Annotated in this window: 12 protein-coding genes; 7 read left to right on the plus strand and 5 right to left on the minus strand. The window is 74.2% G+C overall.

Annotated elements, in window-relative coordinates; translation table 11 throughout:
* Nucleotides 1-693: 693 nt before the first annotated feature.
* The 6 genes from A8W25_RS34675 (at nucleotide 694) to A8W25_RS03150 (ending at nucleotide 4,697) form a co-directional block, all read left to right on the plus strand.
* Entirely contained in the window at nucleotides 694-927 is a 234-nt protein-coding gene (locus A8W25_RS34675; RefSeq protein WP_234386219.1) for a DUF6182 family protein, read from the plus strand.
* Complete coding sequence (locus A8W25_RS03130) at nucleotides 920-1,573, plus strand: LysR substrate-binding domain-containing protein (RefSeq protein WP_067155333.1); 654 nt, start codon at nucleotides 920-922, stop codon at nucleotides 1,571-1,573. Before A8W25_RS34675 ends, A8W25_RS03130 begins: the two co-directional genes overlap by 8 nt.
* Nucleotides 1,570-2,364 carry an alpha/beta fold hydrolase gene (locus tag A8W25_RS03135; RefSeq protein ID WP_067155336.1) on the plus strand — a complete coding sequence of 265 codons (795 nt, stop codon included), beginning with the start codon at nucleotides 1,570-1,572 and terminating at the stop codon, nucleotides 2,362-2,364. Before A8W25_RS03130 ends, A8W25_RS03135 begins: the two co-directional genes overlap by 4 nt.
* Nucleotides 2,364-3,260: a class I SAM-dependent methyltransferase gene (locus A8W25_RS03140; RefSeq protein ID WP_067155339.1), complete on the plus strand. Its 897-nt coding sequence runs from the start codon at nucleotides 2,364-2,366 to the stop codon at nucleotides 3,258-3,260. Before A8W25_RS03135 ends, A8W25_RS03140 begins: the two co-directional genes overlap by 1 nt.
* 28 nt (nucleotides 3,261-3,288) lie before the next feature.
* Nucleotides 3,289-3,696 carry a CoA-binding protein gene (locus tag A8W25_RS03145; RefSeq protein ID WP_067155342.1) on the plus strand — a complete coding sequence of 136 codons (408 nt, stop codon included), beginning with the start codon at nucleotides 3,289-3,291 and terminating at the stop codon, nucleotides 3,694-3,696.
* A 134-nt stretch (nucleotides 3,697-3,830) separates the two neighbouring features.
* A complete protein-coding gene (locus A8W25_RS03150) occupies nucleotides 3,831-4,697 on the plus strand; it encodes an alpha/beta fold hydrolase (protein ID WP_067155345.1) in 867 nt (288 codons plus the stop codon).
* 161 nt (nucleotides 4,698-4,858) lie between these two features.
* Here the strand turns inward: A8W25_RS03150 and fxsT are convergent, their stop codons facing one another.
* The 5 genes from fxsT to A8W25_RS03170 all read right to left on the minus strand — a co-directional run bounded on the left by fxsT (nucleotide 4,859) and on the right by A8W25_RS03170 (nucleotide 13,699).
* Nucleotides 4,859-8,809 (minus strand): FxSxx-COOH system tetratricopeptide repeat protein, encoded by a 3,951-nt coding sequence (gene fxsT, locus A8W25_RS03155; RefSeq protein ID WP_067155349.1) that lies wholly within the window; start codon nucleotides 8,807-8,809, stop codon nucleotides 4,859-4,861.
* Nucleotides 8,793-10,157: a TIR-like protein FxsC gene (locus tag A8W25_RS03160; RefSeq protein WP_067155352.1), complete on the minus strand. Its 1,365-nt coding sequence runs from the start codon at nucleotides 10,155-10,157 to the stop codon at nucleotides 8,793-8,795. The genes fxsT and A8W25_RS03160 overlap by 17 nt, the downstream gene beginning before the upstream one ends.
* A 94-nt stretch (nucleotides 10,158-10,251) precedes the next feature.
* Nucleotides 10,252-12,720, minus strand: coding sequence for an FxsB family cyclophane-forming radical SAM/SPASM peptide maturase (locus A8W25_RS03165; protein WP_067155355.1), 2,469 nt, complete (start codon nucleotides 12,718-12,720; stop codon nucleotides 10,252-10,254).
* 16 nt (nucleotides 12,721-12,736) lie between these two features.
* Nucleotides 12,737-12,925 (minus strand): hypothetical protein, encoded by a 189-nt coding sequence (locus tag A8W25_RS33795; protein WP_158942375.1) that lies wholly within the window; start codon nucleotides 12,923-12,925, stop codon nucleotides 12,737-12,739.
* A gap of 201 nt (nucleotides 12,926-13,126) precedes the next feature.
* Nucleotides 13,127-13,699 (minus strand): helix-turn-helix domain-containing protein, encoded by a 573-nt coding sequence (locus A8W25_RS03170; protein ID WP_067155358.1) that lies wholly within the window; start codon nucleotides 13,697-13,699, stop codon nucleotides 13,127-13,129.
* A gap of 122 nt (nucleotides 13,700-13,821) precedes the next feature.
* Between A8W25_RS03170 and A8W25_RS03175 the strand changes: the two genes are divergently transcribed.
* Nucleotides 13,822-14,685 (plus strand): DMT family transporter, encoded by an 864-nt coding sequence (locus A8W25_RS03175; RefSeq protein ID WP_067155361.1) that lies wholly within the window; start codon nucleotides 13,822-13,824, stop codon nucleotides 14,683-14,685.
* Nucleotides 14,686-14,695: the final 10 nt, after the last annotated feature.

Below are 14,695 nucleotides of genomic sequence, written 5' to 3' on the forward strand. Positions count from 1 at the left end.
CCGGTGACGCGGGCACCTTCGCGATCGCCCTGGGCACCCTGCCCGGCGACACGGAACTGGACCGGCTGCGGCACTCCGGCTCCTTCACCGCCGTCGCGCGCGCCACGCCGGGCCTGACCGCCTGGCTCGACGACGCCGTCAGCGCCCCGATCTCCGCCGTGCACGCGATCGGCAGCCCGGCGAACGCGCTGCGCGCCACCGCCGTGCGCCCGCCGGTGGCGGGCCTGTTCCCCGTCGGGGACGCCGCCTGTGTGACCAACCCGCTCTACGGGCGCGGGATGTCGCTGGCGCTCGCCCAGGCCTTCGGCCTCGCCGACACGCTGGCCGCGCACCCCGCCGGGCAGCGGACCGAGGCCGCGGCCGAGTTCGCGGAGGTGCTGCTGCAACCGTGGTACGAGCACGCGTCGAGCGCCGACCGGGAGCGGATCGGGCGCTGGAGCGCCGTCGTGCACGGCCGGCCCCTGCCGCCCGCCTACGCCGGCTGCCCCGACACGTCCATACGGGCGGCCGCCGCCCAGGACGGGGCGGTGTGGCGCGGGCTGATGCGGGTCCTGATGGGACTGAGCACTCCGGACGAGGTGTTCGGGGACGAGAAGGGGTGCCTCCGGGCCGACGCCGCAGCACGACCCGGGGCGACCGGCCCCGCTGCGACCCGGCCCCCCGCCGAGGGCCGGAATCCACCGCGACCTCTATCTGGCCGCCTCGGGCGTTCCCGTGCCCGAGGCGCTCATCCACCTCAACCACCTGGTGGTCGAGGCGGCCCTGGACGGCCTGATCGCGCCGGGAGACCGGCTGACCCTGCGCTCCGTCCCGAGCCTGACCGGCGCCACCGCGCCCTTCGCCGCGCTCCGCGTCGATGTCGACCCCGCCCATCCCGACCGACTCCGCGCTTTCGCCGCACTGACCGAGGAGACTCCCGATGACTGACCCCACCACGCTTCCCACCGGCAGCGTTTCCGGCACGCCGCCCGTCCGCCTGGGCATCCACGGCTCGCCCGACCTCGCCGCCGCGATCGTCCGCGCGGCGGGCCGCGACGCGAGCGAGGTCGAGCTGGTCGGGTACGACGTGGCCGACCCGTTCCGTGGGCTGCGGGCCAAAGAACTGGACGTCATGATCGTCAAGTACGGGCTGCAGGAGCCGGATCTGGCGGTGAGCCGGCCCGTGGCGCTGGACCCGCGCGCGGTGATCGTCGGCGCCCATCACCCGCTGGCCACGCACGCGTCCGTGTCGGTGGAGGAGCTGGCCGCCTACGAGGGCTTCCGCTGCCCCGGCGCCTTCCCGGAGTACGTGTGGGACGAAGTGGTGCCGCCCCGCACCCCGAAGGGACGCAGGATCCGCCGCGCCTACGAGATGGGCACGGTGAAGGGGCTGATGGGGACGCTCTCCGGGACCGACGCCGTGCATCTGACGTTCCAGTCCCTGGAGGCCATCGCGCCGCCGCTGATGAGGGTGATCCCGATCTCCGACCTGCCGCCCGCGCCGGTCTCGCTGGCCTGGCTGCGGGACCCCGAACCGGCCGCGCACACGGCCAGGTTCGTCGCGGACGCCGAGAACGGGAGCACGGCGCGATGACGGCGGGGACGAACGGCCGGGTGCCCGTGGTCCTGCTGCACGCGCTCGCCCTCGACTCCTCGATGTGGGACGCGCAGCGGGAGGCGCTGGAGCGGCGCGGTCACCTGGTCATCGCTCCCGACCAGCGCGGCTTCGGCGGCACCCCGCTCGGCGACGGTCCCCCGTCGCTGGACACGGTCGCGGACGACCTGGCCCGTGAGCTGGACGGGCGCGGCATCGAGCGCGCGGTGCTGGCCGGGGTGTCGATGGGCGGCTATGCGGCGATGGCGTTCCTGCGCCGCCATCCCGGCCGGGCCCTGGCGCTGGCCCTGCTCTCCACACGGGCGGAGGCGGACGACGAGGCCGCGCGCACGGCACGGGAGGGCTTCGTGGCCCTGATGGCGGACCCGGTGAAGGGCCCGGCGGCCATCGGGTCGACCGCGCCCCTCCTGGTCGGCGCCACCACGCGGGCCGAGCGTCCGCAGGTGCTGGACCGGGTTCGTTCCGTGGTGGCCGGAGCCGCTCCCGCGTCGCTGGCCTGGGCCCAGCAGGCGATCGCGGCGCGGGCGGACGCCCTGGACGTCCTGCGGGCCACGGACATCCCGGCCGTAGTGATCGTCGGGGAGGAGGACGAGCTGGTGACGGAGGCGGACACGCGCGCGATGGTCGAGGCCCTGCCCCAGGGGCGCCTGGTGGTCGTCCCGCGCTCGGGACATCTGCCGCCGCTGGAGGCACCGGAGGCGACCCGGGCCGAACTGGACGCCCTGCTGGGCGAGCTGGACTCGTCCTCGGCGGAAGTGGGCGCGCGCTGATGCTGACCGAAGACCACCAGGCCTGGGGGTTCACCACCTCCACCGGCCTCGGTTTCACCCACCACACCATCGTCGACGCCCACTTCGACGCGTGCCGGGACGCCTACCTCGCCCTGCTGGGGCAGGCGGGCATCCACCCGGGTGCGCACGTCCTGGACGCGGGCTGCGGCGGCGGGGACTTCCTGCCCTACCTGGCCGACCTGGTCGGCCCGCAGGGGCGGGTCTCGGCGGTGGACCTGGCCGAGGAGAACGCCGCGCTGGCCACCGAACGGCTGGCGCGGTGGGCACCCGGCTGCCCGGTGGACGTCCGCCGCGCCGATCTGCTGGAACTGCCCTTCGCGGACGCCACGTTCGACGCCGTCTGGTGCGCGAACACCGTTCAGTACCTGAGCGACAGCGAACTGGCCCTGGTGCTGCGGGAGCTGCGGCGGGTGGTGCGGCCCGGCGGCACGATAGCGGTGAAGGACCTGGACGCCCAGCTGATCACGGCGCGGCCGGCGGATCCGTATCTCTTCACGGACTTCTTCCGCGCGGCCGGGCGTACTCCCGGATACGCGGCCCAGCTCCTGCGCACCCGTGACCTCTACCGCCATCTGAAGGCCGCGGGCCTGTCGCAGGTGCGGCAACGGACCGTCCTGATCGAGCACTTCGCGCCGCTCACTCCGCAGGCCAGGGCGTTCTACGCGCCGACCTGCGCCCGGCTGGCCGAACAGGCCCTGGCGCTCGGGCTGAGCGAGGAGTGGCGCCGGTTCGCGGACCCGGACGCGGCGGACCATCCGCTCGACGGGCCCGACGGATACATCAGCGAGGGCAATGTGCTGGCCGTGGGCACCGTGCCCGGCGAGCGGGAATTCCGGGAGCGGGTCGTTCGTTCTTCGGGAGAGGAGCACATCTAACGGACCTGCGGTCCGCAGGAGGCACGGAGTGACCAGCGAGCAGGACACCATCCGCAAGGTCCTGACCGAGACCGGGGACACCTGGGCGGTCGTGGGTCTCTCGTCCAATGAGCGCCGCGCGGCCCATGGCGTGGCGGCGGTGCTGCAGCGGTACGGGAAGCGGATCGTACCCGTGCACCCCAAGGCCGAGACGGTCCACGGCGAGCAGGGGTATCCGTCGCTGGACGCGATTCCGTTCAAGGTCGACGTGGTGGATGTGTTCGTGAACAGCGAGCTGGCCGGGGATGTGGCCGACCAGGCCGTGGCGGCCGGGGCCAAGGCGGTCTGGTTCCAGCTCGGGGTGATCGACGACGCGGCGTACGAGCGGACGCGGGCGGCGGGGCTGGACATGGTCATGGACCGGTGCCCGGCGATCGAGATACCCCGGCTGGGCTGAGCGCGGCCGGGGGGCTCGCACACCGCACCCCGTCCGTCGTCCCGCCGCACCCCTGCGACCGCTGTACCGGCCGACCGGGCGCGCTCATACTGGCGCCAGCCCCAGCCCCCGAACGGACCCACGGGAGGCGCCCCTTGCCGAAGATCGTCCGCACCCCGGACGGCCGCGCGCTGGCCGTCGAGACCCGGGGGCACCCCCTGGGCAGACCGGTGTTCCTGCTGCACGGCACACCGGGGAGTCGGCACGGTCCGGCTCCCCGCAGCACCGTGCTCTACCGGATGGGCGTCCGCCTCATCACCTTCGACCGGCCGGGGTACGGGGACTCGGACCGTCGGCCGGGGCGCCGGGTCGTGCACGCGGCGGAGGATGTGGCGGCGGTCGCCGACGCCCTGGGCATAGATGAGTTCGCCGTGGTGGGGCGCTCGGGCGGCGCGCCGCACGCGCTGTCGTGTGCCGCGCTGCTCGCGGGGCGTACGGCCAGGGCGGTGGCGCTCGTACCGCTCGCTCCGCGCGACGCGGACGGCCTCGACTGGTTCGACGGGATGACCGAGGACAACGTCCGGGCGTACACCGTCGCGGCGGACGGCCCGGAGGCGGTGGCCGCCGCCTTCGAGGGGCGGGCTCAGGAGATACGGGCGGATCCGAGGGCGACGGTCACCGCGATGCACGGCATGGTGCCGGAGCCGGACCGGGAGGTGCTGACCGACGCCGCGATCCGGGCGCTGCTGGTGCGCAACTTCGCGGAGGGACTGCGCTGTTCGGCCGACGGATGGGTGGACGACATCCTGGCGCTGGGCTCGCCCTGGCAGTTCCGTCCGGAGGACATCCGTACGCCGGTGCTGCTGTGGCACGGCGAGCAGGACGTCTTCGCGCCCGCGCAGCACACCCGGTGGCTGGCCGAGCGGATCCCGGGCGCGCGTCTGGAAGTGCCGCCGGACGCCGCGCACTTCGGCGCGCTCGCGGTGTTCACCCGCGCGCTGCGCTGGGCGGCCCGCTTCTAGGCGCGTTCCGCCGGACGCGGGGGCATTCGGCCGCGGGCCGACCGTGGCTGGTCGGGCAGTTCCCCGCGCCACTGGGGGCGCGGGACCCCGCAGTCGTCCCCGCGGGCCCCACCAGCGCCGCTCGCGCCGGCCACCGAACTCAGGGCCCGCACCAGTCGCCCCTACACCGGGTGGATCTCGATGTCCCGGTCCAGGCGTTGCCAGGAGCGGGCCGCCTCCGCGATCGGGTGGTCCACGCCCAGGCGTTCGGCGGCCGGTTCGATCACCGCCGCGCGCATCCCGGCCGCGTCCTCGCCCCGGCCCGCCGCCCGCAGGGTGACCGCCAGGTTGGACCGGCAGACCAGCACGTCCGGATGCCACGGGCCGAGCTTGTCGAGCAGGCCCTCCAGCGCCGTGTACTCCCACCGCTCGGCGAGGTCCGCCCGGCCCAGGTCCCCGTACACGTTCGCCAGGTTCACGGCCGCGCAGAGGGTGAACGGGTGCTGGGGGCCCAGCGCCTGTTCCAGCCGGTCGCGTACCTCTTCGGCGTCCGCGACCGCCTCCTGGGCGCCTCCGGTCGCCCGCAGATGGACGACCACGTTCGCCCGGCACGCCAGGCTGTAGGGATGGGACTCGCCGAGCGTCCCCCGGTACCCGTGCAGCATCTGCCGCGCCAGGTCCAGGGCGTGGGCGGGGTCGCCGGTGGCCGCGAGGTCGGCGGCCAGGCTGACCCCGCAGGCGAGGGTGTCGGGCGAGCCCGGCCCGTAGCGGTCGCGGAAGCGCTCGTAGGCCTCCCCCGTCAGCCGCATCGCCTCGTGCGGATGCCCGGCCCTGCGCAGGGAGACGGCCAGGCTCTTGGCGGCACGCAGCACCTCGGGGGCGTGCGGGTCCAGGACCCGGCCCAGGCCGTCCACGACTTCCCGCAGCACCTCGGCCGACACCGCGTACTCGCCGGTCTCCCGCAGGTCGCCGGCCAGGTTCGCCTTGGTGACCAGGGTGTAGGGGTGGTCGTCGCCGAGCAGCATGCCGCGGCGCTCCACGGTCCGCTCGTCGAGCCGCCGTGCGGCCTCGCTGTCGCCGGTCAGCCGGTAGTCGATCGCGAGGTTGTGCGCGGCGATCAGGGTGCGGCGATGGGCCTCCCCGAAGAGGCTGCGCATGCCCCGGTAGACCCACAGGTCGCGTTCGAGCGCCTCGGTGAACCTGCCGACGGCGCGCAGATCGGCGGCCAGACTGCCGGTCACGACCAGCACGCTGGGATGGTCGTCGCCGGGGTGGTCGTCGTGGAAGAGCCGCAGCTGGCGGGCGAGGGTGTCCTCGTCCATCGTCAGCGCTTCCTGGTAGCGGCCCTGCGCCCGCAGGGCGTTGGCCAGCTCGAAGCGGATGTTGAGGGTCTGCAGCGCGTCCTCGCCGAGCCGGCCGGTCCAGATCCGGTCGAGCTGGGAGCCGAAGACCCGGGCGCTCTCCAGCTCGCCGCGCCGCAGCAGATAGCGGATCCGGTCGACCATCAGCTCGCGGGCCTTGGCGTCGTCGCTGTCGGCGATGCCGGACGCGTTCAGATGCGGCCAGATCAGCTCGAAGGCGGGCCAGCTCTTGGGGTCGTTCACCGGGTCGTCCCGGTCGACGCCCTCGGTCGGCCGTGCCTGCGCCAGGATGCGGTGCACCACGCTCTTGGTCTCGGTCTGCTCCTCGGCGGTGAGCGCGTCGCGCACGGCCGCCTGGACGAGGCGGTGCACCTGGATGCTGCTGTCCGCCGGGTCCACCTTGGCCAGGGCGAACCGGTTCAGCGTCTGGATGACCCGGCCCAGCATGTACCGCTCGCGCAGATCGGCGTCGTACGGGAGCAGCGCGTCGAACATCGCGTCACTGCCGATGAGCCGCATCGAGACGGGTTCGGCGGAGAAGAACGAGCAGATCTCCAGAAGACGCACCGCTGCCCTGGACTCCTCGCGGAGCCTTCTGATGGAGATGGCCCAGGTCGCGCCGAACCGCAGCCCGTACCCCTCCGGGGTGCCGAGCGAGAGGACCGAGGTGCTCTGCTCCGCGAGCTGGCGCAGATACGCGTCCACCGGCGTCGCCGTCTCGGCGAGCCAGGCCGCCGCCACCTCCACGGCCAGCGGCAGGTCGCCGACCGCGTCGGCGACCCGGTCGGCGTCCTCGGGCGGCAGCCCCGCCACCCGCCAGGTCAGGTGCTCCACGCTCTCGTACCGGGTGAAGACGTCGACCTGGGTGGTCTCGACGCGGTTGGTGGCCGGCTTGTTGCGGCAGGTGGCGAGCAGATGCCCGTAGACGGAGCCGGGGAGCGCCCCCATGGACTCGGGCAGCCGGCGCAGTGCCTCGTCCGGGTCCTCGACGTTGTCGAAGATCAGCAGCCAGCGCGGGTAGCGCTCGCCGCGCCACAGCTCCTGGAGGGCCGCCGTGGCCGCCTCGGCCACCACGTCGCCCGCCCGCAGGTCCATCTCCGCGGCGAGCTGCGCCAGCGAGGCCACCACCAGGTCGGGCCGCTCGGCCTCGATCCACCACACCAGGTCGTAGTCGGCCCGGAAGCGGTGCGCGTACTCCAGTGCCACCTGTGTCTTGCCCACGCCGCCGAGTCCGTACAGGACCTGGGGCAGGAGCTGGGCGGAGCCGCTGTCGCCGCGCAGCTGGTCGCGCACCCGGTCGAGCAGGTCGGTGCGGCCGGTGAACCAGGTGTTGCGCGGCCGTACGTTCCAGACCCGGGGCGAGTTCCCGGGGAAGCGGGGCCGGTCGGGGGCGCACGGGAGCGCGGCGGCGGCCTCGCCCCGGCCCAGCGCGCCGAGCAGTGCGGCCGCCGCCTCGGTCTCGTCCACGCGCACCAGGTCCACCGCCCGCAGCCCGCCGGGCGGTGGGGTGAGCCGTACGTCGCCGACGCGCACGGGCAGCACCTGGCGGCGTCCGCCGGCCCGGTCCGGGGCGGGTCCGCTGTCCCACAGACCGCGCCCCGCACGGGACTTGAGGTAGGGCGGTGAGGCGATGTGCAGGACCTCCGGCTCCATCAGGGCGGCTTGGGGGTCGCGGACGTCCACCGGGAAGGTGCGGAAGCCCGCCGCGCCGAGTACGGCCGCCATCCAGTCCACCCACATCCGGTCCTCGGAGACGTGGTTGAGCACGATGTTCGCGGGTGAGGAGGGCCTGCGCCGGGTGAAGGCGGCGAGATGGGCGAGCCGCAGCGACTCGTCGATCGGCGGCAGCCCGGTGACCTGCCCGTAGGTGAGCGCCGAGGTGAGCCGCTCGCAGGCGGAGAGCAGCGAACTGCCGAAGTTGGGCGGGTCGCCGAAGGTCGCCAGGACCTCCTCGTAGGCGTAGAAGGGCCGGTACGGGATCTCCACGGTGCCCCAGTAGCTGTCGGCGGCCTCGCCCGTCAGACCGCTGGGGAGGCCCTCGAAGCACTCGCGGGCGAGCGCCCGCCCGGCGTCGGCCTTCTCCTTCTCGCCGTCGTCGATCCGGGTCGGCACGGGCAGGATCCGGATGCCGCGCTCCTGGTAGCGCTCCTCGATGTAGCGGGCGACGGCCGAGGCGCCGTCGATGCTCTGGTCGCTCAGGGTGAAGCAGACGACGAGGACCTGGGGCATCTGGACCGTGCAGATGTCGGCGATGTCGCTCAGTCCGGTGCGGCTGTCGATCAGGGTGAAGTCGTAGTGGCGGCGCATGTCGTCGCCCATGGCGTCGAAGAACTGGCCGCCGCCGGAGTGCTCGTAGAAGTGGTCCCAGTCCATCCGGCCCACGACCGAGGAGTAGTCGCGGTTGCGGCGGCCCGCCGAGAGGAAGTCCAGGCTGCCGCCGCTGGGGAAGGACCAGTCGAGGGTGACGGCGTGCGGGCGGACGCGCGCGTAGGCGCGGTGCCAGTCCGGGGCGCGCTCGCCGGGGCGCCGGGCCTCCTCCTGGTACTCGGTGATCAGGTTGATCAGGCCCGGAGTGGCCTCCAGGTCACGCAGGTTGAGGAAGGGGTGGAAGAACCGGTGCAGTCCCGGTGCCTCCAGGTCCCAGTCGACGGCGAGCACCCGGTGGCCGTTGGCCGCCAGGATCCAGGCGCAGTTGGCGAGCGCCATCGTGCGTCCGGTGCCGCCCTTGTACGAGTAGAACGTGATGACGGTCCCGTCACGGTTCTCGGCCATCTGGGGGGCCCTCCACCTGGTCGGCCTGTCTCTTCCCGGCGGCGCGCTGTTCTCGCTGGTCCCCGGGGCGGCCGCGGGCCGCCCGGCCGAGCCCGACCCCGTCCGGCAGGACGTGGGGCAGCGGGCTGCCGGGCCCGGCCGGCCGGCCGGTGCGCGCGGCGTTCTCGTAGTGCCTGACCGCCGACCGGACCGCCCTGGGGAGCTCCTGACTGAAGGCTTCCAGAGTAGGCAGCCCGCCGCCCTGCGTCAGGTGCCCGGGGCTCTGCCGCATCCTCGATCCGAGGACTTCCTCGGCGACATGGCGCAACTCGCTCTCGCGCGGGGGCGATTCGGGGTCCGCCCGGTTCCACGGGACCATCACGCTGAGCCAGGGGCGCGGCTCGGCGCAGAGCAGCCGCACCTGCTCCCGGTGGCGCGGGGAGTCCAGCGCCCAGCGGTCGAGCAGAAGCAGTCCGGGGGCGTCGGGCGGCCCCGGGCGCAGCAGCCGGTCGGCGCTGTCCTCGAACTCCGCGAGCCGCACCGAGTAGTTGAGGTTGACCACGAGGTCGGCGGCGTGGCGGGCCAGCGGCCGCGCGGACAGCGGGTGGTACGGGTTCCAGTCGCTGGGCCGGGGGCCGTAGCACTCGGGGCCGCGCCCGCGCGGCAGCCCGTCGCGGGAGCAGGCGAGCACGGTCACCTCCAGATCGCGGCCGGGCCCGGGGGCCGTGCCGAAGGCGGAGGTGAGCGTCGCGTAGTCCTGGAGCGGGTCGCCGTCGGCCATCCGGGTCCGCTCGGCGACGCTCACGATCCGCTTGGCGAGCTGGTAGACGGCGTGTTCGTAGTGGTCGCGCAGATAGGTGAGCTTCATCATCCCGTAGAAGCCCTCGTCGGCGTACTCCTCACCGAAGTCCGCGTGGTCGAACCGCAGTCTGCGCGCGGGCTCGGGGAGTTGGTGCGGCAGGACGGGGACCCAGAGCGCGGGAATGATCGCCGGGGGCGAGCGGTGCCCGCTGCGCGACTGGTGGAGGGTGTCCCGCCCGGCGAAGGCGAACCACTCCCGGCCGCACTGCTCGCTCAGGAAGTAGCGCGGTGAGTAGAGCGGTACGAAGACGCGGCAGTGCGCCAGCGCCTCGGTGATGTCTCCCTGCCAGTCCTCGCCCGGGCGCACGTGCTGGTCCATGAACCCGGCGGGCACCCCGGCCGGGAGCGCGGTCAGCTGCATCACGTGCGCGGACAGGTCGCGGAAGAAGCGCCGCACCCAGAGGTCGGGGTCCTTGTCCCGGGGATCGTTCTTCGGCGTGTGCGCGTAGCTCAGGAAGAAGTACGGCCTCGGCTCGTGCCCCCCGCCCCGCGCGGCTGCGTGCGGCACCGCTCCCTCCCGGTCCGAGTGGGTGGGTCCTCAGTGTAGAAAGCGAGCGATCCACGGCGGAACCGCCTGTACGCGCCGATTCGGGGGCGGCCGGTCACCCGCGCGGCGCGTTGCGGGCCCGCCAGGCGTCCCGGTGGCGCCGGGCGGAGTCGCCGGCCGCGGCGAGCGCCTCGGGTGCCACCCGCTCCTCCCTCCAGGCGGCGGCCGTCTCCCCCATCCCGGCGACGAAGCGCTTGCCCGGGCCGGTGAGCGCGCCGCAGCGGGCCAGCGTGTCGATGGCCTCCGACGTCTGCCGCCGCCAGCGCGCGAACTCCGTCTCGGCCCGTCCGCGCGCCGCCGGGGTCTCCGCCGTGGTGCGCCGCACCCGCCAGAAGTCGGTGACCGCCAGATGCGCGTAAGCCCCTTGCAGCAGGGCGCCCAGCGGTCGCGGGTCGTCCCGCCAGGGGGCGTAGTAGCGGCCGGTGTCCTGCGGGTCGTACAGGTCGCGGCTGTCGAGTACCGCGCCCAGTTTCACGTGCTGGAACTCGTGGACGATCAGCAGGGCGAGCAGCGCGGGGGCGGCCGGGCGGGCGGCGCCCACGGCCCCGAATGCGTCCCGGCAGGTGGCGCTGGTGTCGCCGCCGGCCCGGGGGCTCAGCGGGGTGATGGAGCGCAGTCCGGCGGCGATTCCCGGTGCGTACGCGGGCAGCCGGCGCTGGATCAGGGACCAGGCTCCGGCGAGTGCGTCGGCCCAGGCGCGCGCCCCGGACGCGGGGAGCCGCTCCTCGGCCGGCCAGGGGTAGCGGTCGCGCAGCGGGTCGGTGTCCTCCAGGGCGACGGTCCAGCCGCCCGCCTCGAAGAGCCGTACGGGCTGCCAGTGCGGGGTGCGGCCGTCCAGGCCCTCGCCCCAGCCCATCTGTATCCTGCGGCCCCCGGCCCGGACGGTGAACCCGTAGTCCTGTGCGGTCAGTTCGGCCTCCTCGGCACCGCCCGGCAGCAGGGCCCGGCCGATGCCGGGCAGCCGCAGGGTGCCCTCGCGCAGCGGTACGACGACGGTGTCGGCGCGCCTGGCCCGCAGCGCCGCCGACGCCGCCAGCTCCGCCAGACCGCCCGCGAGCGCGCCGGGTTCACGGCCGCCGAGTACGCCGAGCGCCCAGGGCCGGAAGTAGGGGTGGGCGAGGGCCGCCTCCAGGGCGTGCGGGGCCGCCGCGTCCAGGTCGAGCAGCAGTTCCCAGGCGGCCCCCGCCCGGCGGTCCTTCGGGTCGGCCCGGCCGCCGACGGCGGCGAGCAGACCGCGGTTGAGGTCGAGCTGGGCGAGGGCGAGGCGGGCGACGGCGTCGGCGCCGCCCAGACCTGCGGCCAGCTCCTCGAAGTCGGCCGGTTCCAGGGCCTGTTCGGCGTCGGGACGGACGGGTGCGGCGGCCGGGGCGGGCTCGGCGGAGGCCCGGGCGTGCTCCGGGTGCTCGGGGAGCGACTCGTGCGTGCGGATGTTCATGATCAGCGCCATCAGGTCGGGGCAGAACACGGACGGGTTGTCGAAGCCGGTTCCGGTCCGGTAGCGGTGGGCGTAGAGGCCGCCGCCGCAGGACGCGACCACGGGACAGGAGGTGCACTGCGCGCACAGCGCCTCGATCCCCTTCTGGCGGGCCAGCATCCCGGGGTGGGTGAGCACGTCGTCGAGGCTGTGCTCGAAGACGTTCATCCCGGTGGCCGGGGCGCCGTCGTAGGACGTCTTGAGGCTGTCGGCCTGCTCGAAGGTGCCGTCGGTCTCGACGACCACCAGGTCGGCCGGGGCGAGCCCGAGGGACTCGGTGAGGCTGCTGCCGCCGCGCAGGGTGCGCTGCACGGACTCGAAGAGCCGTACGGGGACCGGGCGCCCCTGCCCGGCCCAGCGCCGGTACACGACGTCGAGCCAGTCCGCGTAAGGCGTCGGCGAGTTCCCGGGGCGGGGCGGCGGGTGGTCCCAGGTGGCGTGCGGCAGCAGGAAGTCGACGCGCGGCGGGCGCAGCGCCGCCAGCGCGTCGTACACCGCGACCGGGTCGTTCTCCAGGTCGATGGTGCACAGCAGCCCGGCGAAGATGTCCCGGTAGCGGGGGCGGCGGAGCAGGCTGACCGCGTCGACGACCCGGGCGTGGCTGCTGCGGCCGTCCGCGTAGCGGCGGTGGCGGTCGTTGGCCGCCCGGTCGCCGTCGAGCGAGACGCCGACGCGGACGCCGAGTTCCCGGAAGAGCTCGCAGAACTCCTCGTCGAGCAGCACTCCGTTGGTGTGGATGCGCAGGTCGAGGGCGCTGATGCCGCGCAGGGCGCGGTGCAGTTCCTCGGCGGCGCGTCTGAGGAGCGCGGGCCCGGCCAGCAGCGGCTCGCCGCCGTGCAGCACCACATGGACGGCGGGCAGCCGGTGGGTCCGGGCGTGGGCGGCGATCCCGGCCGCCGTGGCGGCCAGGATCTCGTGCGAGACGGCCCTGGGCCGGCCGCGCCAGCTGGTGTCGGCGTGTTCGTACACATAGCAGTGGTCACACGCCAGGTCGCACCGGCTGTGCATCTTCAGTACGACCTGCGACACCGCCGGAGGCGACCGGTCCATGGCGCGGGGCCTCCGGCTAGAGCGCCGACTGGAAGGCGGCGACCGGAACCGTCGAGGCGTTCTCGGCGGCGATCAGGCGCTGTACCGCCGCGGGGAGTTCCCCGCCGCGCGCCTTGGCGGCCTGTGTGTGTAGTGATGGCCTTTCACGGCCCTGACGGTCGGGCGCCGGACAAGGTCGTTCGGCGGCCGTGACGAGATGTCCCATGAATCCCCCCACCGGCGGGCGTGCCTGGTTGCGGGAGGGTGCTTACCCTCTCCGCACTTGTCTTCCCCGCATCGGCCACTCTCGCACAGGACCGCGCCGATCGGTCCGACTCCGGTGCATGGATGGCCAGTTCGCGCCACCCGCCGGAACCCGACGGCACGCGTCCCTGGCCACTCCCGCACCACCGGCCCCGGCAGACCCTCAGCGTTCGAGGGGGACCGAGATCGCCATGGTCATCTCCACCGGCTCGGTGCCGTCGTTGCGGTAGGTGTGGCTCGTGCCGGCCTCGAAGGAGACCGAGTGGCCCGCCGGGACGGGGTACTCGGTGCCGTCCACCACGAGGGTGAGCGTGCCCTCGGTGACGTGGATCAGCTCGAAGGTGCCCACCGGGTGCGGGTCCGAGGAGCTGCCGTCGCCGGGCATCAGATGCCACCGCCACATCTCCAGCGGGCCGGGGGCCTCGGTGCCCGCGAGCAGCGTGCTGGAGCTGCCCCGCTCGGTGGTCCAGAGCCGGACGGCCTGGTCCGGGGGCACGATCCGCACGCTGGGCCCGCTCTCGTAGTCGAGCAGGGTCGTGATGCTCACGCCGAGGGCGTCGGCGATCTTCACCACGGTGCCGACGCTGGGGTTGGTCCGGGCCTGCTCGATCTGGATGAGCATGCCGCGGCTGACCGCCGCGCGGGTGGCGAGCGCCTCCAGGGTGAAGCCGCGCTCGGTGCGCCGGCGCTTGACGTTGCGGGCCAGTGACTGGGTCAGCAGATCGAGGTCCGACACATTCCGTCCATGAGGAGGGCCGCCCGGGGCGGCCGACTAATATTTTGGATGACAAGTTCAGTATATTGAACTACGGTCCGGTGCACCGAACCGTTCACCGCACTGTACTGCGAGGCACTCTCATGACGGCACTCTTCGCCCTGGCCACCAGCCTCCTGTGGGGGCTGGCCGACTTCGGCGGCGGACTGCTCACCCGGCGCGTCCCCGCGCTGACCGTGGTCGTCGTCTCGCAGGTCATCGCCGCGGCCGTCCTCGGCGCGGTGGTGCTGGCCACCGGCGGGTGGCAGGAGGCGGGGCCGCAGCTCTGGTTCGCGGTGGCGGCGGGCGCGGTCGGCCCGGTCGCCATGCTCAGCTTCTACAAGGCGCTGGCGCTCGGCCCGATGGGTGTGGTCTCCCCGCTCGGCTCGCTCGGCGTGGCCGTGCCGGTGGGGGTCGGCCTGGTGCTCGGTGAGCGGCCCGGCCTGCTCCAGTTCGCCGGGATCGCCGTCGCGGTCGTCGGCATCCTCATGGCGGGCGGCCCGGAGTTCCGGGGCGCGCCGGTCCAGCGGCAGGCTATCGCGCTCACCCTGCTCGCCGCGTTCGGGTTCGGCGCGGTGATGGCGCTGATCGCGGAGGCGTCGACCTCTGTCACCGGGCTGTTCCTCGCCCTCTTCGTCCAGCGCGTCACCAATGTGGCCGTCGGCGGCGCGGCGCTGTACGTCTCGGTGAAGCGCGGCGCGGCCGCGCTGCCGCCGGGCGGAGTGGGCGTCGTCCGCGCGGCCCTGCCCGCGCTCGCCTTCGTCGGCCTGGCCGATGTGGCCGCCAACGGCACGTACTCGATCGCCGCGCAGCAGGGGCCGGTCACCGTCGCGGCCGTGCTCGCCTCGCTCTACCCGGTGGTGACGGCGCTGGCCGCGCGGGGCGTGCTCAAGGAGCGGCTGCGCGGGGTGCAGGCGGCGGGCGCGGGCATCGCCCTGGTCGGCACACTGCTGCTGGCCACGGGCTGACGCGCGCCCG

It is taken from the genome of Streptomyces sp. ERV7 (assembly GCF_001653515.1).
GTDB lineage: Bacteria > Actinomycetota > Actinomycetes > Streptomycetales > Streptomycetaceae > Streptomyces.

What these genes read in the sequence shown, in the direction of transcription:
- A8W25_RS03130 (WP_067155333.1), top strand. Translation starts at nt 920, where the DNA reads ATGACTGACCCCACCACGCTTCCCACCGGCAGCGTTTCCGGCACGCCG.
- A8W25_RS03135 (WP_067155336.1), top strand. Translation starts at nt 1,570, where the DNA reads ATGACGGCGGGGACGAACGGCCGGGTGCCCGTGGTCCTGCTGCACGCG.
- A8W25_RS03140 (WP_067155339.1), top strand. Translation starts at nt 2,364, where the DNA reads ATGCTGACCGAAGACCACCAGGCCTGGGGGTTCACCACCTCCACCGGC.
- fxsT (WP_067155349.1), bottom strand. Translation starts at nt 8,809, where the DNA reads ATGGCCGAGAACCGTGACGGGACCGTCATCACGTTCTACTCGTACAAG.
- A8W25_RS03165 (WP_067155355.1), bottom strand. Translation starts at nt 12,720, where the DNA reads ATGGACCGGTCGCCTCCGGCGGTGTCGCAGGTCGTACTGAAGATGCAC.
- A8W25_RS33795 (WP_158942375.1), bottom strand. Translation starts at nt 12,925, where the DNA reads ATGGGACATCTCGTCACGGCCGCCGAACGACCTTGTCCGGCGCCCGAC.
- A8W25_RS03175 (WP_067155361.1), top strand. Translation starts at nt 13,822, where the DNA reads ATGACGGCACTCTTCGCCCTGGCCACCAGCCTCCTGTGGGGGCTGGCC.